20 protein-coding genes are annotated in these 18632 nt (G+C 63.5%); 11 read left to right on the top strand and 9 right to left on the bottom strand.

Annotation, left to right across the window (positions count from 1 at the left end):
- Positions 1–41: 41 nt before the first annotated feature.
- Positions 42–1016 carry a polysaccharide deacetylase family protein gene (locus tag NKI29_RS30770; RefSeq protein ID WP_352571759.1) on the bottom strand — a complete coding sequence of 325 codons (975 nt, stop codon included), beginning with the start codon at positions 1014–1016 and terminating at the stop codon, positions 42–44.
- A 362-nt stretch (positions 1017–1378) separates the two neighbouring features.
- Here NKI29_RS30770 and NKI29_RS30765 point away from each other — a divergent pair, with 362 nt between their 5' ends.
- Together NKI29_RS30765 and NKI29_RS30760 are read left to right on the top strand one after the other, a co-directional pair.
- Positions 1379–2623 (top strand): DegT/DnrJ/EryC1/StrS family aminotransferase, encoded by a 1245-nt coding sequence (locus NKI29_RS30765; protein ID WP_352571760.1) that lies wholly within the window; start codon positions 1379–1381, stop codon positions 2621–2623.
- A 169-nt stretch (positions 2624–2792) separates the two neighbouring features.
- Positions 2793–3236 carry an SRPBCC family protein gene (locus NKI29_RS30760; protein WP_352571761.1) on the top strand — a complete coding sequence of 148 codons (444 nt, stop codon included), beginning with the start codon at positions 2793–2795 and terminating at the stop codon, positions 3234–3236.
- Positions 3237–3267: 31 nt separating this feature from the next.
- On the opposite strand, the gene NKI29_RS30755 is transcribed toward NKI29_RS30760, so the two are convergent.
- The 5 genes from NKI29_RS30755 to NKI29_RS30735 all read right to left on the bottom strand — a co-directional run bounded on the left by NKI29_RS30755 (position 3268) and on the right by NKI29_RS30735 (position 7023).
- On the bottom strand, positions 3268–3633 hold the full coding sequence (locus NKI29_RS30755; protein ID WP_352571762.1) for a GFA family protein: 366 nt from the start codon (positions 3631–3633) through the stop codon (positions 3268–3270).
- 194 nt (positions 3634–3827) lie between these two features.
- On the bottom strand, positions 3828–5294 hold the full coding sequence (gene mocR / locus NKI29_RS30750; RefSeq protein WP_245274662.1) for a rhizopine catabolism transcriptional regulator MocR: 1467 nt from the start codon (positions 5292–5294) through the stop codon (positions 3828–3830).
- A 4-nt stretch (positions 5295–5298) separates the two neighbouring features.
- A complete protein-coding gene (locus NKI29_RS30745) occupies positions 5299–5505 on the bottom strand; it encodes a LacI family DNA-binding transcriptional regulator (protein ID WP_023675823.1) in 207 nt (68 codons plus the stop codon).
- A 199-nt stretch (positions 5506–5704) separates the two neighbouring features.
- Positions 5705–6616, bottom strand: a complete 912-nt coding sequence (iolE, locus tag NKI29_RS30740) for a myo-inosose-2 dehydratase (RefSeq protein ID WP_352505532.1) — start codon at positions 6614–6616, stop codon at positions 5705–5707.
- Between the two features lie 119 nt (positions 6617–6735).
- Positions 6736–7023: a DUF3175 domain-containing protein gene (locus tag NKI29_RS30735; RefSeq protein ID WP_352505533.1), complete on the bottom strand. Its 288-nt coding sequence runs from the start codon at positions 7021–7023 to the stop codon at positions 6736–6738.
- 252 nt (positions 7024–7275) lie between these two features.
- Here NKI29_RS30735 and NKI29_RS30730 point away from each other — a divergent pair, with 252 nt between their 5' ends.
- From NKI29_RS30730 to NKI29_RS30700, 7 genes are all read left to right on the top strand, one after another.
- On the top strand, positions 7276–8430 hold the full coding sequence (locus tag NKI29_RS30730) for an MFS transporter (protein ID WP_502896742.1): 1155 nt from the start codon (positions 7276–7278) through the stop codon (positions 8428–8430).
- A gap of 173 nt (positions 8431–8603) precedes the next feature.
- Positions 8604–9632 (top strand): HTH-type transcriptional regulator GntR, encoded by a 1029-nt coding sequence (gene gntR / locus NKI29_RS30725; protein ID WP_352571764.1) that lies wholly within the window; start codon positions 8604–8606, stop codon positions 9630–9632.
- A gap of 296 nt (positions 9633–9928) precedes the next feature.
- On the top strand, positions 9929–11053 hold the full coding sequence (locus NKI29_RS30720; RefSeq protein WP_352571765.1) for a sugar ABC transporter substrate-binding protein: 1125 nt from the start codon (positions 9929–9931) through the stop codon (positions 11051–11053).
- A 79-nt stretch (positions 11054–11132) separates the two neighbouring features.
- Positions 11133–12674: a sugar ABC transporter ATP-binding protein gene (locus NKI29_RS30715; protein WP_352571766.1), complete on the top strand. Its 1542-nt coding sequence runs from the start codon at positions 11133–11135 to the stop codon at positions 12672–12674.
- Entirely contained in the window at positions 12671–13651 is a 981-nt protein-coding gene (locus NKI29_RS30710; protein ID WP_352571767.1) for an ABC transporter permease, read from the top strand. Before NKI29_RS30715 ends, NKI29_RS30710 begins: the two co-directional genes overlap by 4 nt.
- Positions 13648–14634: an ABC transporter permease gene (locus NKI29_RS30705; RefSeq protein WP_352456242.1), complete on the top strand. Its 987-nt coding sequence runs from the start codon at positions 13648–13650 to the stop codon at positions 14632–14634. Before NKI29_RS30710 ends, NKI29_RS30705 begins: the two co-directional genes overlap by 4 nt.
- 62 nt (positions 14635–14696) lie before the next feature.
- The gene (locus NKI29_RS30700) at positions 14697–15176 is read left to right on the top strand and encodes a gluconokinase (RefSeq protein WP_352571768.1); all 480 of its coding nucleotides are present in this window, start codon (positions 14697–14699) and stop codon (positions 15174–15176) included.
- Here the strand turns inward: NKI29_RS30700 and NKI29_RS30695 are convergent.
- A complete protein-coding gene (locus NKI29_RS30695) occupies positions 15173–15622 on the bottom strand; it encodes an RrF2 family transcriptional regulator (RefSeq protein ID WP_352571769.1) in 450 nt (149 codons plus the stop codon). The two genes, NKI29_RS30700 and NKI29_RS30695, sit on opposite strands and share 4 nt — an antisense overlap.
- Positions 15623–15869: 247 nt before the next feature.
- Positions 15870–16856: a sulfate ABC transporter substrate-binding protein gene (locus NKI29_RS30690; RefSeq protein WP_352571770.1), complete on the bottom strand. Its 987-nt coding sequence runs from the start codon at positions 16854–16856 to the stop codon at positions 15870–15872.
- A 285-nt stretch (positions 16857–17141) separates the two neighbouring features.
- On the opposite strand from NKI29_RS30690, the gene NKI29_RS30685 reads away from it, so the two are divergent.
- A complete protein-coding gene (locus NKI29_RS30685; RefSeq protein WP_352571771.1) occupies positions 17142–17414 on the top strand; it encodes an antitoxin in 273 nt (90 codons plus the stop codon).
- Positions 17414–17812 carry a type II toxin-antitoxin system VapC family toxin gene (locus NKI29_RS30680; protein WP_502896741.1) on the top strand — a complete coding sequence of 133 codons (399 nt, stop codon included), beginning with the start codon at positions 17414–17416 and terminating at the stop codon, positions 17810–17812. Before NKI29_RS30685 ends, NKI29_RS30680 begins: the two co-directional genes overlap by 1 nt.
- 14 nt (positions 17813–17826) lie before the next feature.
- On the opposite strand, the gene NKI29_RS30675 is transcribed toward NKI29_RS30680, so the two are convergent.
- The coding region (locus NKI29_RS30675; RefSeq protein ID WP_352798371.1) for a sulfate/molybdate ABC transporter ATP-binding protein at positions 17827–18632 on the bottom strand (806 nt) is incomplete at its 5' end.

Raw genomic sequence — 18632 nt, 5'->3', positions numbered from 1 at the left:
TCCAATCCCTCTGGCGCCGTTTTCCGGCCGCGACGATCGGCTCACGTCGCGGATCGGGTGGCCGCTTTGCGGGCCTTTGCCGACGCCAATCGCTGTTCGCCCGCGTTGTTGCCGCGGACTGTCGTTGATAATCGCCCGGCCGAGAGTGCGGCGCGAAGCTCCTCGCGCAACGGCTTCATGCCGATGACGTCGATCGGCTGTGCGGCGAGCCAGTCGCGAAAGCCCTGGTCGCGGAACAGCTCGTACTCTTCGGTGCGGATATAGGCGGAGCGCGGCTCGATCAGCTCGAGTTCACCGGGCGCGTTGCAATGCAGGCAAAAGAAGGTCAGGCCCTCGCGCACGCCCTCGATGAGCGCTTTGTAAGCCGGCTCGATCGGCCTGGAACGCGGCCGGCCCCAGGTCGTCTGGATGGCGGCGTCGAAAATGGCAAAGCCGCCGGCACGGGCCAGCGCCACGCCGCGCTGGAACGCCTCCTCGGTGACGCCGACCAGATTGTCGTTGGGGGAATAGGCGGACAGGGTCTTGGTCAGCAGCACGGGCAGCTGATATTCGAGCCCGAGCTTGATGTAGATGTCGCAAAATTCCGGCGACAATGCCGCGCCCATATGCGCGTCGAGATGGGTGACGTCGATGCCGGCGCGATAGGCGGTGTCGACCTGGGCGCGAAGCTCGGCCTCGACCGCCTGCGGCACCGCCTTGCGGCGCGTGGTCGCCACATCCGGCCAGAAGAAGCCGAACTCGTCGGTCAAGCCGGCCGCCCGCGACGGCGCGGTCAAGGGCCGCCATTTGTAGTGCTGCTTCTCGCTGTTCAGCGTCAGGTGGACGCCAAGGTCGAGGCCAGGATTGGCGGCGGCGCTTTCGGCCATTTCGAGGAACCACGGGCATGGCACCATCACCGCGCCGGAACTGCAGACGCCCAGCCCGCTCAATCCGAGGAAGGCGCTGTTGGCGCCGTGGCACATGCCGACATCGTCCTCGTGGAGCACGATCCGTTTGCTGGAGCCGGCGGCGTTCACGAACGGCCGCCTTCCCGCCGGCGCGCCGGTTTCGAGGGTCTTCCAAAGTGTGTCCCGTATTTCATGGAACCAACCGTTTGCCCAACTGGCCGGAATGGAACGCCGAAAGCTGGGTTTCCGACAGGGCCACTTTGGCGAATTCGGATGGGTACGATTTGCCTGCCGGCTGAGACACTTAGCTACCGATTTCCCCAATCACGGTTCAAAACCAGTCATAGGAACCGTCTTCCGGGCGCAGATGGCTTGGTCGAATAGCGGCGGAGTGGTTCTTTCAAACTGTGCCGACAAGCCTACAGCTGTCCACACCATCAAGCGACCACATTATCAAGTGACCCACACTGTCAAGTGACTGGAGGCCTGTCATGTACACCGCCGGCGAAGAGGAAATCGAAGCCATTGCCAGGGTGATCCGCTCGGGCGCGCTGTTTCGTTACGGCAAGGACAGCGAATGCGACCGCTTCGAGGCCCGCTATGCGCAGCATCTTGGCGTCGAGCATTTCGCGCTGGCCGCCAGCGGCACCTATGGGCTCGCCGCCGGCCTGATCGGCCTCGGCATCGGCCCGGGGGACGAAGTGCTGGTGCCGGCGCACACCTATATGGCGACCGCGACCGCGGTGCTGTCGGTAGGGGCCATTCCAGTCATCGTCGACATCGACGAGAGCCTGACCATCGATCCCATCGCCTTGCGCGATGCCATCGGGCCGCGCACCAGGGCGGTCATCCCGGTGCATATGTGGGGCGCGGCCTGCAACATGAATGCGATCATGGACATTGCTGCCAAGCGCGGCTTGCTGGTGCTGGAGGATGTCTGCCAAGGCATCGGCGGCGGCTATGAGGGCCGCAAGCTCGGTTCGATCGGCCATGCCGGCGCCTATTCCTTCAACTATTTCAAGAATATGACCTCGGGTGAGGGCGGCGGCATCGCCACCAGCGACCCGAAAGTGGCGGAGCGGGCGCGCTGCGCCATCGACCCTTGCCATTTCTACTGGCAGGGCAGAAGCGACAGCATCAAACCCTTCGCCGGCATCGGCGCGCGTGCTTCCGAACTGATGGGGGCGATGCTCAACGTCCAGCTCGACCGGCTGGACGGCATCATCGAGGCGATGCGAGCCGAGAAGAAGACGGTGCTGGCCGGTACCCGCCACCTTAGCAATCTTGGGCTGACGCCGTCGCCGATGAACAGCGCGGACGACGATTGCGCCGCACAGGTGATGTACCTGCTGCCGAGCGAGCAGGCGGCGCAGACTTTTTCGAAGATCATTCCGAGCGTCGTTGCCGGCAAGACCGGCCGTCACAATTTCACCCAGTGGGACCAGGTGCTGATGCATGAAGGCGCGCATCATCCGGCGCTCAATCCTTACACACTGCCCGAGAACCAGGGCCTGCGGCTGGATTATTCCGACGACCTCGGCAAGCACTCTCTCGACATCCTCAACCGCACCGTGATGGTCGCCATGAACCCGGCGCACAGCGATACCGACATTCAGGACATGATCCACAACATCGACGCGGCGGCGCGGGTGGCGCTGGAGAATGCTTCGCTCGATGATATCGAATTGCGCAAGGCGGCACCGGTTGATCTGCAGAAGTTCGACAGTGTGAACTAGACCAGATTCGGCGCGGTTTGCTACCCTGCGGTCGAGTTCCTTGTCCGGTGGCCGGCCGAGGATTCCGGCCGGCATAACCGGTCGCCAAAAAATCCGCAGGCCCGTGTCGGATAGGCCGGGCTCCGCTCGTCCTAGGGGGCATCGATCACCAACACGGAGGATTAACGATATGCCCGGCACCGTACGGCTGCACCGCGTTCTGACAACCAGCCCGGAGAAAGTCTACCGCGCGTTCCTCGAAGCGGATGCACTTGCGAAATGGCTTCCGCCGAACGGCTTCACCTGCACGGTTCATCACTTCGAGGCGAAAGTCGGCGGTACGTTCAAAATGTCCTTCCGCAACTTCACCACCGGCGACAGCCACTCGTTCGGCGGCGAATATGTCGAGCTCGTGCCCAATGAGCAACTGCGTTACATCGACCGGTTCGACGACCCCAACCTGGCCGGCGAGATCGAGGTGACCGTGACATTGAAGAAAGTGTCGGTCGGCACCGAAGTGAATATCACGCAGACAGGTATTCCAGACGCCATCCCGGTTGAGGCCTGCTATCTCGGCTGGCAGGAGTCGCTGCGAAATCTGGCGAAGCTCGTTGAACCCGAGATCAACCAGTAAGATAAAGCGCTGCCCTGGCGGGTTGGAGTCGCTAACCGGAAACCCAGGGGTGACGCCGTTCTTCCCAGGCGACGTGCGCTGGCGTCGGAAAGGCCGGATCGGCGAAGCAGCCGACCGCGACGGCGATCCATTCAGGCTTTCGCTCGGGCTCCCAGAAGACGCTCGAGCCGCAGCCCGGGCAGAAATGGAAAGTGACGTGATGGCCGCTCCGAGCCGATCGCCTGTAGGTACTGGCGTCGCCTTCGGCTTCTACCTTGTCGCGCGCAAAGAAGGCGGCGACGCCGTATGTGCTGCCGGTTCGTTTCTGGCAGTCGAGGCAGTGGCACTGTGCGACCAGCTGCGGCTCTCCGTTACAGGAGATCCTCAGTTGCCCACAGGCACAGGATGCGGTTCTCATGGCAATCCTCATGGTTCAGATGAATGCGTTGCCCGCCTATACCGGCGGTAGGCATGCTTCTGGTTTTCGGGGAGGTTCGGCCTTGGGAAGCGCGCTTTGCGCGAACGCCGAAAAACAAGGACCGATGCCCCATATTCCTAATCACTGCGGGCGATTGACTCAACCCCGCGGTGAACGAGATGGAGAGCCTGGCTCTAGCTTCTATCCAATCTTAGGAACGCGGCGCGCAGCGCCAGAACGGCGCGCAAGATCTGACGTTCGTCCATTGCCGCGTAGCCGAGCAGCAGGCCGTGCTCGGGTTCAGTAGAGTGGTAGTTGATGGAGATGCCCTGAACGTCGAGCCCCTCCTTGACGGCGGCGGCGACCACGTCGCTGTCCTTATAGGGCCTGACGAAGCTGGCCAGCAGTTGCATGCCTGAATCGTTTTCCGTGACGGTCAGCCATTCGGCCAGATGCTCCTGGCACAGCTTGACGAAGTTCGCCTGCCGGCGCGCATAGAGCCGGCGCATGCGCTTGAGGTGCGTGGCGAAATAGCCCTGCGTGATGAAGTCGTTGACCGTTGCCTGCAGGATCAGTGGCGCGAACTGGCCGGTGATGCTCACCGCCCGGTCGAACGGAACCGACAATTCGCGCGGCACGATCAGATAGCCGATGCGCAGCGCCGGAATCAGCGTCTTGCCGAAGCTGCCGATATAGACGACGCGGTCGGCATGATCGAGCCCGCGTAGCGCCGGCACCGGCCGGCCGCGGAACCGGTATTCGCCGTCATAGTCATCCTCGACGATCCAGGCGCCGTTGCGTTCGGCGATGTCGAGCAGCTGCAACCGCTCCTCGATGCGCATGATTGTGCCGAACGGCCATTGGCAGGATGGCGTCACATAGATCAGCCGCGGCGGCGGCAGCTCCGGATCGGCAAGATGCCAGCCGCGCCGGTCGACCTTCAACGGTGCCAGCCTGGCACCGCTGGCGAGAAAGGCGCTCTTGGCGCCGAGATAGCCGGGCTCCTCCATCCAGACATGGTCGCCTTCGTCCATCAGCACGCGCGAGACCAGATCGAGCGCTGCCTGCGCACCGGTGACGATGATCACCTGGTCGGCGGTGCAGCTGATGCCGCGCGACAGGCCGATGGTCGAGGCAATGGCCTGACGCAGGCCGGGGTGGCCGGCAAAGGAGAGATAACCAAGCAGGCTCTCGTCGCGGCTGCGTGCATTGCGCACCAGAAGGCTTGACCAGATGGTGAACGGAAACGATGCCGTTTCAGGCACGCCGGGATGGAAATTGATGACGCCGGCATTGCGTGGCGGCTGCGGGCCGTTGACGATGGTCTGGCCACGCCGCGACAGCTTTTGCGGCGCTGCCAGTCCGGCGCGCAGGGATGCCAAGGGGCGGTTCTGCTGGATCGGCGCCACCCAGGTGCCCGATCCGGCACGCGCCTCGATAAAACCTTCGGCAAGGAGCTGGTCATAGGCGGCGATGACCGTGTTGCGCCCGACCTTCAGATCTTCGGCCAGCGAGCGCGTCGACGGCAGCAGCGTGTTCTGCGGGATTTGGCCGTCAAGGATGAAGCGTCGCAAGGCGCCGTAGATCTGACGATGCATCGGTTCTTCCGAAGCGCGGTCGACCGACATGATGTCGAGGGAAAGGCGCATGTGGTCGGCCACGGCACTATCCCCCGACGGACCGGGCGGCGCGGGCGATCTTTTCCTCGTTGAGCCGGCAGACAGTGTCGAGCACCAGTCGCCTGGTTTCGGGGCGGATCTCGCGGCTGTTCTTCAGCGCGCGATGCACGGTGGCGGCGCCAAGTTCCGCCTTCTCGGCAATCTCCCGGATGGTGCAAAGCCGTTCCATGCCAAGCGCAGCTTCGAAAGCCATGTCGCTCCTCCTCGGTTGCATCAAGGCACGGCTTCCGGCCGGCCTCAAGCTTGAAAGTCGGGGTTTTAATCCAGAGCCGGGATTCTGCGATCCGCGCCGCGCAGGGAGCAAGGCGGCGCGGATCGCCGGGCGCTTTCGCGTCGCTAACCCCATCGAGGCGCGCGCCCATTATGTTCCTCCGGCTCGCAATGCGGGCCGGTCAGCCTGCCTTCCGAGTCGCCACTTCGAAGCCGGCCTCGCGGGCGGTGGCGAGCAGCGAGAAATAGCCTTTGCTGGCATAGGTCAGCGGATGCGCCTTGGCCGGATCCTGCTCGGCTTCGACAACGAGCCAGCCTTCATAGCCGCGCGCAGCGAGGGGTTTCAGCAATGACAGGAAATCGACCGAGCCGTCGCCGGGCACGGTAAAAATGCCGTCCATTACCGCCGCCATGAAGCTCATGTCCTCGCGGCGTGCCCGTTCCAGCACCGCCCTGCGAACGTCCTTGCAATGGAAATGCACGATACGGTCGAGATGCCGTTGCAGCAGCGATTGCGGGTCGCCGCCCGAAAACAGGCAGTGGCCGGTATCGAACAAAAGGCCGACGCTTCGGCCCGTCGCCGCCATCAGCCTGTCGACTTCATCGTCCGTCTCGACGATGGTGCCCATGTGGTGGTGGAAGGCCATGCCGACCCCGAATGCAGCCATGCGGTCGGCGAGGGCGGTCAGTTTCTTGCCATAGGACGGCCAGTCCCTGTCGGCGAGGCGCGGACGCTCGGAGATCGGTGCGAAAATGCCGTCATGGCGACCGCGCGAGGTGTCGGCGTAGACGACGATCCTGGCGCCAAGGTCGCGCAACAGCTGAAGATGTGGGGTGATCGCCGCGAATTCCTCGTCGACCGTGCGGTCGAGAATGCGGCCATCATACCAGCCGGAAACGAGTTCCAGGCCATAGGAAGACAGGAGCGGCCCAAGCACTTCAGCCTGGCGCGGAAATTTGCCGCCGAGTTCGGTGCCGCGGTAGCCGGCCAGCGCCGTTTCCGACAGGCAAGTCTCCAAGGACGTATCCCCGCCAAGCGCCGGAACGTCGTCATTGCTCCAGGTGATGGGATTGATGCCGATCTTGACCGTCATGACGCCAGGCTTTTGCGGGCTTGGGAAGACAAGCCGAGCCTGCAGACTGGCGACAAAGAGGCCCTGTCACTAGGTCCAGTTCAGCCGAATTTGGCAGAACCAATTAATGGTGACCGATTCTAGTCTTCCTTTGGGCGGCCAAAAAGGACGCGCAGTTCATCCTTTGCGTCCTCCAGCACTTCCTTCTGCGCCGCCGGCAGGTTCTTGCCGGCGCGGTTGATGTAGAAATTCAGCATCGACATGGCGGATTGAAACGGCCCTGCCTTGCGTCGGTCGCTGTGCTCGGCCGATCGCTTCAACGAGGCGGCGATTTTCCTTGGATCGTGGGATTCGAAGATATGTTCCTCGAGGTCCAGCGCGTCACTGTGCTCGGTGACGTCGGCGGACCATTTCCGTTGCGCGGTCATGGCAAACTCCTTCCACTAGGTCGTTGCCGGAAAACGCCTTATGGCGCACCCCTGTTCCACTTCGGCCCGAATCCCTGGAGCCACGGATTTGCCTGTCGTGGCGCTGCTCGGCGATGCGAATGCGCCGATAGTGGTCAGAACCGCCGATTCAAGAACTGCGGACAGGAAAAGCTCTTGACCCCAATCGTCTCAAGCCAGGCAGAAAGTTCCGGCATCGACAGTGCCTATGCCTGGATACGGCTGGGCATCTCGATGCTGCTGGCAACGATCGGCGGGGTCGGCATGTGGGCGGTGGTGGTGGTGCTGCCTGCCGTGCAGGCAGAATTCGGCGTCGATCGCGCCGCTGCCTCGATGCCCTACACCGCGACCATGGTCGGCTTTGCCGCCGGCAATGTGCTGTTCGGCCGCGCCATCGACCGCATGGGGTATTGGATCCCGGCGCTGATTGCCGCGATTACACTTGGCGCCGGCTTCCTGCTGGCGTCGTTGACCAGTTCGATCCTGCAGTTCACCCTCGTCCAGGGCCTGTTGATCGGCGTCGGCTCGTCGGCGATCTTCGGCCCTTTGATCGCCGATATCTCGCATTGGTTTAACCGTCGCCGCGGCGTCGCGGTGACGGCTGCCGCGTCCGGCAACTATCTCGCCGGAGCGATCTGGCCGACGGCGATGCCCTATGTCATGCAGACCGAAGGCTGGCGCTTCACCTATGCCGCGATCGGCGTCGTCTGCCTGGTCACCATGGTGCCCTTGATCCTGCTGCTCCGGCGCGGCGCACCGCCCCAGGCGGCTCCGGGATCGCCGGGCAGCCGCGTGGTCCAGCCGATCTCCCTGTCGCCGGCGGCCTTGCAGGCGCTGCTCATCGTGGCCGGGCTCGGCTGCTGCGTGGCGATGTCGATGCCGCAAGTCCATATCGTCGCCTATTGCATGGATCTCGGCTACGGCGTGGCGCATGGCGCCGATATGCTGTCGATCATGCTGGCGGCGGGCGTCGTCAGCCGGCTTGGCTCGGGTTTCCTTGCCGATCGCATCGGCGGCGTGAAAACCCTGCTGATCGGCTCGGTGCTGCAATGCCTGTCGCTGTTGTTCTATATCCCGTTCGACGGGCTTGCCTCGCTTTATGTCGTCTCGCTGGTCTTCGGCCTGTCGCAAGGCGGCATCGTGCCCTGTTATGCGATCATCGTGCGCGAATATATGCCAGCCAAGGAGGCTGGCCAGCGCGTCGGCATCGTCATGATGGCGACCATTTTCGGCATGGCGATCGGCGGCTGGATGTCGGGCTGGATCTACGATCTGACCGGTTCTTATGCCGCCGCGTTCCTCAACGGCATTGCCTGGAACCTGCTGAATATTTTGGCCATGCTGCTGCTGCTGTGGAAGGCCCGGCGCAGCGCTGCTGTGGCGGCCTGAAGCACAGCGGTACGGATACAGTCTCTCCGGCCGTCGCTTGACAACAGCCGAAGGCTGCGCGACGCCAGACAAGGTGTGGCAACGGGCCAGTTTGGCATGGCAGCAGTTTCAAAAACGCTGAACATCGTTTCACGGTCGCGTGTGGGCGGTTGCCCGGCGTCCGGACGAGTACGGTGATCAAGCCGCGCTCGCGCCGCGGCGGCGGCCGCCCGACCATCGCCGATGTCGCCCGCAAGGCCGGCGTCGGCGCCATTACCGTATCGCGCGCCCTGCGTGAGCCGGGGCGTGTCTCGGAAGATCTGCGCCGCCAGATCGAGTCGGCCGTGAACGAGCTCGGCTATGTGCCCGACCCGAATGCGCGGGCGCTGGCTTCGGCGCGCGCCGAGGTCTTTGGCGTTCTGGTGCCGTCGCTTACCAACAACGTCTTTGCCGAAGTGGTGCGCGGCATCTACGACAGCCTGTCGGACGGCCCTTTCCGGATTCAGCTCGGCAACACCCACTATTCCGGCCTCGAGGAAGAGCGGCTGCTGCAGGTGTTTGGCCCGCAACGCCCAGCGGCGCTGATCGTGGCCGGCATCGACCAGACGCCGGCGTCGCGAAAACTGCTGGAAACGGCAGGCTGTCCGGTGGTGCAGGTGATGGAGACCGGGCCCGATCCGGTCGACATGATGGTCGGCTTCTCGCATTTCGAGGGCGGCAAGGCGGCTGCGGAACATCTGATCGAGGCAGGCTATCGCCGGATCGGCTTCATCGGTGCGCGCATGGATCCGCGTTCGCAGCGGCGGCTTGCCGGCTATCGCGCGGCGATGGAGGCGGCCGGCCTGTTCGATCCGAGGCTCACCACCACGACGCCGGTGCCCTCCAGCGTCACCCTCGGCCGCGAATTGTTCCGCGACGCGCTGGCCAAGGTGCCGAGCCTCGATGGGGTGTTCTGTAACAATGACGATATCGCCCTTGGCGTGCTGTTCGAATGCCACCGCGCTTCGATCGCCGTGCCGAAGACGATCGGTATCGTTGGCTTCAACGATCTCGACATGATGGAGGTGGCCTTTCCGTCGGTCACCAGCGTTCGGACCTACCGCTACGAGATCGGCCGGCGGGCGGTCGCCATGGCGCTTGCGGCGATCGAAGGCAACAGGCCAGAGCAGCGGGTCGTCGACCTTGGCTTCGAACTCAAGCGACGTGAGAGCACGGCGCGCTGAAGCGAGCTTCGACGCAATGGCGCTTTACACTACGTCATGGTAGCGCTACCAGTTATCGCCGGGCGATACTTCGCCCCGACGATGGGAGGCTGTTTATTATACATAAGCGACAGCTCATGCTTGTTTATTATGTATAATATGATAGTTTTTGTGGGACTAGCCGGGCAGCAAAGGAGGGGATCGGGTCGGCATTCGGCCACCTGAACGCGCGACGGGTACGGCGGGAGGTGCCGGGCCGGAAACGCGCAAATTCATCGGCGTAACAACAAACAAAACTGCAACTGGGAGGAATATCGATGATCAAGTCACTCGTTGGCGGTATCGTTGCCGCCACTGCTTTCGTCATGCTGAGCTCGTCGGCGATCGCCGATCCTGAAATCGTCAAGGGGCCATCGGCCGAGCCTGACTGCTTCGCGCCCTGGTCGGCCGATACGCAGTTCTTCAAGTTCCCCAAGAAAGACGGCCCGTACCGCATCGCTCTGGCCAACGGCTATATCGCCAACACTTGGCGCATCCAGATGGTGCAGACGGCAAAGGCCTATGCAGCGCAGCCGGACGTCGCGGCCAAGCTCAAGGAATTCAAGGTGGTCTCGACCGGCGAAGACGTGCCGGCCCAGATTTCGGCGATCAACAATTTCATCGATTCCGGCTATGACGCGATTGTCGTCAACGCCCAGAACCCGACCGCATTCGGTCCTGTCATCAAGCGGGCCAAGGAAGCCGGCGTGGTGCTGGTCGCCTTCGACAACATCCTCGACACCAAGGATGCCATCAACGTCAATGTCGACCAGAAAGGCCTTGGCGAATTGTGGGCCAACTGGCTGGTCAAGCACGTGCCGAACGGCGGCAAGGTGCTGGAAGTGCGCGGCGTCGCCGGCACGTCCGTCGACACCGATCGCCATAACGGCATCCACGAGGTTCTCGACGCTTCCGGCAAGAAATGGGATGTCACCGAGGTCGTCGGCAAATGGGATGACGGCGTTGCGCAAAAGGCTACGGCCGATGCCATTGCCACCAACGGCCCCTTCGACGGCATTACCGGACAGGGCGGCGATACCGGCATCGTGCAGGCGATGATCGATGCCAAGCATCCGTTCGTGCCGTTCGGCGGCGAGACGGAGAACGGCTTCCGCAAATTCTGCGCCAAGTTCGCCGCTGACGGCCTGAAATGCTCGTCGGCCGGCACCGGCCCGGCTCAGGTCGCGGTTGCCATCAAGACGGCGATTGCAGCACTTGAAGGCCAGGTCGTGCCGCAAGCGGTCAAGCTGCCGCTGGCGATCGTCGAGGATCCGAACTTCAAGGCAGGCCAGGATTTCTTCCCCGATCAGTCCGACAATTTCTTCGTCGGCAATTCCTTCCCGACCTGCGGCATCAATTTCACGGCGCAGGAAATCATGGGCCAGAGCAAGGAAAACCAGTAAACTCCGACAGCCCGACGCCGCGGGAATCCCGCGGCGTCGGCGCTCGACATCCTGATTGCCAAGCGCCTGGGGAGGGCCGATGGACGGTGCGGTTCCGCTCTTCCGCATGGAAGGCATATCCAAGCGCTATGGCGGCGTGCGGGCGCTGGAGAAGGCCGAACTGTCGGTCACTCCAGGCAGCATCCACGCCATTCTCGGCGAGAACGGCGCCGGCAAATCGACGCTGATCAAGGTCATGGCGGGGGTCGTTGCGCCCGACGAGGGCCGCATGATGCTGGACGGAAGCGAAGTTACCTTCGCTTCGCCGGCCGCCGCCAACCAGGCCGGCATCGTCTGCATCTTCCAGGAGCTGTCGCTCGTCCCCGAACTCAGCGTTGCCGACAACATCGTCATTTCCGATCCGCCGAAGCGTTTCGGCATGATCGACCGCAAGGCGCAGCGCCGCATCGCCGAAGAAGCCCTGGCTCGCGCCGGCGCTTCCGATATCCATCCGCTGGCGCTGGTCAAGGATCTTCCTCTTTCAAGAAGGCAGATGGTCGAGATCGCCAAGGCACTGGCGCGCAAGCCGCGCATCCTGATCCTCGACGAGGCGACCTCGGCGCTGACCGCGGCTGACGTCGCCAGAGTTTTCGCCGTGTTGAAGCGGCTGCGTTCGGAAGGGCTGGCGCTGCTCTATATCTCTCACCGCATGAATGAGATCGCCGAGCTGGCCGATCAGTGCACTGTGTTCCGCAATGGCCGCAATGTCGCCAGCTACGCGGCCGGCACCAAGAGCGACAATGAAGTTGTCGAGCTGATGATCGGGCGCGAATACAGCCACATCTTTCCGCCCAAGCCCGCGCGGGCGGCTGCTGCGGCAACGCCGGCTCTCGAGGCGCGCAGCCTGTCATGGACGGATCGGCTGCACGATGTCTCGCTGTCGGTCGGGGCGGGCGAGGTGGTCGGGCTTGGCGGCCTCGACGGCCAGGGCCAGCGCGAATTGCTGCTCGCCTTCTTCGGTGTACTGCGCGGCCTGTCGGGCCAGATACTGATCGACGGCAGGCCGGTGGCGATCGCCAGTCCGGCCGCCGCGCGCGATGACCGGATCGGCATGGCGTTGATCCCGGAGGACCGCAAGACGGAAGGGTTGATGCTGCCGATGACGGTGCGCGAAAACCTCTCCTTTGCCGCCCTCGATCGGCTGTCCAGGGCCGGCATCATCGATCGCGCCGCCGAGCAGCGGCTGATCGACGATATGGTCGGTCTCCTGGCGATCAAGACCGCCGGCCTCGACATTCCGGTCGGCGCGCTGTCCGGCGGCAACCAGCAGAAGGTGGTCATCGCCAAATGGCTGATGCGGCAGCCGCGCATCATCCTGCTCAACGATCCGACGCGCGGCATCGATGTCGGCACCAAGCAGGAGCTTTACCAGTTGATGCGCAAGCTTGCCGACCAGGGCGCGGCGATCCTGTTTTATTCGACCGACTATGACGAGCTGATCGGCTGCTGCGACCGCGTGCTGGTGCTCTATGACGGCGCGGTCAAGCGCGAACTGGTTGGCGCCGAAATCACCGAGCGGGCGCTGATCGCCAGCGCGCTCAACATTCGCGAAGAGATGCCAAGGCAAGGAGCGGACGCGTGAAGGATTGGCGCTACTGGCTTGCCGAACAGCGCGGAACGCTGCTGGCGTTCGGCATCTTCGTTGTCATGTTCGTCATCTACACCTCGAACCATCCGGCGGGCTTCACCGCCAACGTCGTACAAACGGCCTCGAACAAGGGCGTGCTGCTCGCCTTCGTCGCCATGGCGCAAACGCTGGTGGTGATCACCGCCGGCATCGACCTTTCGGTCGGTATGATCTTCACGCTGACCAACTGCCTGGCCTCGTGGCTGGTCGTCGGCACCGGCATCGAGACCGCCTTCGGCGTCCTCGCTGTGCTCGGCACCGGGCTGCTGTGCGGGGCAATCAACGGTGCGATCGTCATCTATGGACGCCTGCAGCCGATCGTCGCCACCATCGCCACCGGCGCGGTCTATTTCGGCATCGCGCTGCTGCTTCGGCCGTTTCCCGGCGGCTCGGTCAATGAAGGGCTCGCCGATGCGCTGACCGGGCGCCTGTTTGGTATTGTGCCGGCGAGTCTGGTGACGCTGCTGGCGGTCGTGCTTGTCGTCTGGGTGCCGTTCAGCCGGTCGGTGCTCGGCCGCGCCGCTTATGCAGCCGGCTCCTCGGAGATGGCGGCCTACATGTCCGGCGTGCCGATCCGGCGTGGAAAGTTCGCCGCCTATGCACTTGCCGGGCTGCTTGCCGCGATCGGCGGGCTGTTCCTGACGTTCTTCACCTATACCGGTGATGCGGCCTATGCCAGCGGCAACGCCTATACGCTGTTTTCGATTGCCGCGGTCGTGCTCGGCGGCGTGTCGCTGTTCGGCGGCAAGGGCAGCGCCATCGGCGCGATCTTCGGCGCGCTTGCCTTCCGCACCATCGGCGACCTGCTGTTCGTCTTCGATTTCGATCCGCTCTGGCAGCCCCTGTTCCAGGGCGTCATTCTGCTGATCGCGGTCAGCCTCGGCGCGTTCGCCCTGTTTCGGGTCCGCAACCGGCTGGAGTGGTTCCTGTGAGCGAAACGACTGTGAGTGGTCTCGCCGGCCGCATGCCGAAATTCCTCCGCCGCGCCGACCCGGCGGTGCTGACGGCGTTCGCCTGTATCGTGCTGCTGCTGTTCCTCGGCAGCCTCTATTCGCGCAGCTTCCTGTCGCCTGAATACCTTTTGCAGCAGCTCAAGGTGGCGTCGTTTCTCGGCGTCATTGCGACCGGCATGATGCTGGTCATCCTGCTCGGCCAGATCGACCTGTCGGTGCCCTGGTCGGTGGCTGCCGGCGCCATGATGGCCTGCGCCGCGGCCGCATACGGTACCGTCGGCGTGGCGCTTGCCATTCCGTTCGGCATCTTCTGCGGTGTTCTGATCGGCATCGTCAACGGCATCGGCGTCGCCTATCTGCGCATTCCCTCGATGATCATCACGCTTGCCACCAACGCCGTCGCGCAGGGGCTGATGGTGGTCTACACGGGCGGTTTCTCGCCGCAGGATTCGGCGACCGGTGCGATGCGCTATCTGGCGACCGGCTTTGCCGTTCCTGCCGTGCCCAACGCCGTCCTCATCTGGGCGCTCATCGGCGCCGCAATGGTGTTCGTGCTGACCCGCACCGGCTTCGGCCGCACCGTTTACGGCATCGGCAACCGCGAGCGTGCCGCCTATCTTTCCGGCATCGATACAAGGCGCGTGGTGATGATCGCCTTTGCGGTTTCGGGCGGGCTCTCCGCCTTCGGCGGCGTGCTGTTGGCCGGCTATGCCTCCAAGGCGGCACAGTCGATGGGCGATGCCTATCTGCTGCCGTCGATCGCCGCGGTGGTGCTCGGCGGCACCTCGATCCTCGGCGGGCGCGGCTCCTATCTCGGCACCGTCGCCGGGGTAATCCTGATCACCCTCTTGCAGTCCATTCTCTCTGTCATGCAGATGCCGGAGGCGGGACGGCAGATCATCTACGGCGTCGTCATCGTCGCCATGCTGCTGCTCTATGGCCGCGCGCCGGCAAGCCGCTGACCTGCATGACCGGGAACGACGTGAGGGCGGGCACTGTTCGAACGATACCCGCCATCGTGGTGATGGGCGTTGCCGGCTGCGGCAAGTCGGTCGTCGGCGAAGCGCTTGCAGCGGCATTGGGCGCCCTCTTTATCGAAGGCGACAGGCTGCATCCGCCCGAAAACGTCGCGCGCATGGCGAGCGGCCAGCCGCTCACCGACGCGCTGCGCGAGGGCTGGCTCGACGCGATCGGCCTGCGGATGGCCGCGTCGGTCGCAAGCGGGCAAGGTGTGGTCGCCGCCTGCTCGGCGCTGAAGCGCAGCTACCGCGATCGCCTGCGCGGCTTTTGCCCGGATATCGTTTTCGTTTACCTGGAGATCGACCCGGCAACAGCAAAACAGCGCGTCGGCAATCGCAAGGGTCATTTCATGCCGGCAAGCCTGGTCGACAGCCAGTTCGCCACGCTCGAGGCGCCAGCGGCGGACGAGGCGGCGATAACCTTGGATGGCACGCGTCCGGTCGCCGACACCGTCGCGACTGCCTTGAGCCTGCTCGCGCGCTAGATTTGCGACGTCAGTTCGACTGGGAAATCGTCATTGTCGGCGTCGCGCATGGCCGCGAGGCTGCGGTTGTCCAGCACCTCGGCGATCGCCTGCCGGACCTCCAGCATCATGTGCCGAACCTGGCAGATCGCCTCGTCGCAATCCTCGCAGCGCTGGTATTGCGTGCGGCTGGCGCAGGGGATCGGCGCCAGCGGCCCGTCGAGGACACGCACGACATGGCCGATCTTGATCTCGGAAGCCGGCCGGGCAAGGCGGTAACCGCCTTCCTTGCCCTTGCGGCTCTGGACGAAGCCGGCGTTACGCAACTCGCCCAGGATGGCATCCAGGAATTTCTTGGGGATGTTATTGGCGACCGCAATGTCGTTGACGAATGCGAGCTGGCCGACCGGCAGGCCCGACAGATGCACGAGGGCCTTGAGGCCGTATTTGCCTTTTTTGGTAAGCATGCCCCGAGTCAACCCATGAAGCCCCAACCACCCGCGTCTGGCGGCTGTTTGTGTGCAAATCATGACGGTTTGATCACGCGAAGCCGTTCGCGAAAACAAGCCGTCCGTTCTCACGGTAGGCACAAACGCGTTGATTCTTTGTAACGTTTTGGACGGAATGCGCCCGGAAAGTGCCAGAAATCACCGTTCGCGGCGCGAAAGCAAAGAAGCCGGCAAAGCCGGCTTCTGTCAAAGTTGGAAGATCGCCTCAGCGGCTGCCATAAGTCTGGTCGAGCAGGCCGCCCGCTGCAAAGTGCTCGGCCTGGACCTTGGCCCAGCCGCCGAAGACGTCCTCCACCGTCAGCAGGCGGACGTCGGGAAACTCAGCCTTGTATTTGGCGGCGACCGCCGCGTCCCGGGCCCGCAGGCCGTTGCGGGCGGCGATGTCCTGGCCCTCCGGCGTATAGAGGAAGTCGAGATAGGTCTTGGCGAGATCGCGCGTGCCATGCTCGTCTGCAACGGTGTCGACGATCGCCACCGGAAATTCCGCCAACAGGCTGACCGAAGGCGTTACCTGCTCGAACTTGTCCTCGCCATACTCCTTGCGGACGCCGCGCGTTTCCGACTCGAAGGTGATGAGTACGTCGCCGATTTCGCGCTGCACGAAAGTGGTGGTCGCGGCGCGCCCGCCGCTGTCGAAAACCGGCACGTTGTTGAACAGCTTGGTGACGAACTCCTTCACCTTGGCGTCGTCGTCCTTGAAGGCTTCCTTGGCGTAGGCGGTGGCCGCAAGATAGGTGTAGCGCGCATTGCCCGAGGTTTTCGGATTGGGGAAGATCACCTGCACGTCGTCGCGCACGAGATCGCTCCAATCCTTGATGTGCTTCGGATTGCCGGCGCGCACCAGGAAGGAGGGCAGCGAATAGAAAGGCGAGGCGTTGTCGGGAAAGTCCTTCTGCCAGTCGGCGGAGATGAGGCCCTTCTTGACTAGGAAGTCGATGTCGATGACCTGGTTGAAGGTGACGACGTCGGCGCCGAGGCCTTCGGCGATGGCACGCGCCTGCGCCGAAGTTCCGGCATGCGACTGATCGATGGTCACACTGGGGTGCCCGGCGACGAACGCTTTGTTGACCTGCGCAAACAGTTCGCGGCCGACATCGTAAGAGGCGTTCAGCAATCTGTCGGCCGACCAGGCTTGGGAGGATGCGAGGAAGAGGCCGGCCAATGTGGCGACGCCAAGCAAAAATCGCTTCATGAAACAGGGCTCCAATGCGGTACGCTTATTGCCGGACCATAGCGGCAAGGCATCTTGCGCGACGAGGCACGCAGAGCGGCCCCTCGACATTATCGCGAGAAAAAGTAGTCCCGTTGTGGGCGATTTCTAGTTTTTTCTTTCAAGAAGGGTCTTCCGCGCAGCTTGGAAGGGGTGCCGGCGTGGTTCGCGTGCACGAAGATTCCCGGCCGGCTAACGCGGTGGCAAGACGAATGCATCGCGGCGCTGCCTGGCATATACAAGCGGTATATACAAGGAGCCATCGCCATGCCCCAACGCCGCCATTCAACAACCCCGCCGAAAGAGGCGAAGCTGTTTCGTAACAATCGCAGCCAGGCGGTACGCATTCCTGTCGAGTTCGAACTTCCCGGCGAAAGGGTCTTGATCAGCCGTGAAGGCGACCGCCTGATCATCGAGCCGGTCCGCAAACCTGGCCTCACGGCGCTGCTCGCGCAATGGGCGAAAGAGGCGCCGCCCGGTGCCGAGGAAGACTTTCCCGAAGTCGAGGATATGCCTGTCAAATCAGAGGAATTTTTTTGATGCGGTTCATGCTGGATACGATCATTGTCAGCGACATGATCCGAAATCCGGCCGGGAAAGCCGCAAGCGCTGTCCTGCGCGTGGGAGACGCCGCCGTGTGTACCAGCATCGTGGTCGCGTCGGAACTGCGATATGGCTACGTCAAGAAAAGATCAGCCAAGTTGCACAAGAAGGTCGAGGAATTGCTGGCTGAGATTCCCGTCTTGCCGCTCGATGTGCCGGTGGATGCCGAGTACGGCGCGATTCGCGCAGAACTGGAAGGCAGGGGCCAGACCATCGGCCAAAATGACCTTTTTATTGCTGCCCACGCCCGTGCGCTTGGAACTACCCTGGTGACCGCCAACACCGGGGAGTTCAACCGGATCAAAGGCCTGAAGGTCGAGAACTGGCTGTTGTAGCGCCTGATAGAGGATCAAGCAGCCGGAAAAAGCTTCCAGCGCCGCGGCCTAAAAGCCACGCGACTTTTCTGCGCCGCCGGATGATCGACGGGCAATTCGATCTCGACCCGCTGACGTTCGCCGCCGATTTCGAGCTCGACCCGCCTGGTGCCGGCGACGCGGCGGCTGGCGGCGACCGTGCCGGCGATGTAGCCGTTGCATTCTTCCACCAGATCGACGTCGTGCGGGCGAAAGAACAGCGTCGCTTCGCCTTGCGGTGCGTGCGGCGCGGAAAGCCCGATCGGCCGGTCGGCGATCCAGACCTGGCCGTCCTCGACCTTGACCGGAAGCGAACTCGATTCGCCGATGAAGCCGTAGACGAAGGGCGAGTTCGGAGTGTCGTAGATTTCGTCGGCGGTGCCGACCTGCTCGATGCGGCCCTGGCTCATCACTACGACGCGGTCGGCAAGCTCCAGCGCCTCTTCCTGGTCATGGGTGACGAAGACCGTGGTGTGGCCGGTGGCGTCGTGGATGTCGCGCAGCCAGCGGCGCAGTTCGCGGCGCACCTGCGCATCGAGCGCGCCGAACGGCTCGTCGAGCAAAAGCACGGCCGGTTCGATCGCCATGGCGCGGGCCAGCGCCACGCGCTGGCGCTGGCCGCCCGAAAGCTGTGCCGGATAGCGTTTTTCCAGACCGGAAAGCTGAACGAGGTTGAGGAGTTCCGAGGCGCGGCGGCGAATTTCCTTCGCCGACGGGCGTGACGGCCCGTGCCGGACCTTGAGTCCGAAGCCGATATTGTCGGCGACCGTCATATGGCGAAACAGCGCGTAGTGCTGGAAGA

The organism is Mesorhizobium sp. M0678 (genome assembly GCF_040320505.1).
Classification (GTDB): domain Bacteria; phylum Pseudomonadota; class Alphaproteobacteria; order Rhizobiales; family Rhizobiaceae; genus Mesorhizobium.
The sequence above is the reverse complement of the archived record's forward strand: the minus strand, read 5'-3'. Positions and strand labels throughout refer to the sequence as shown.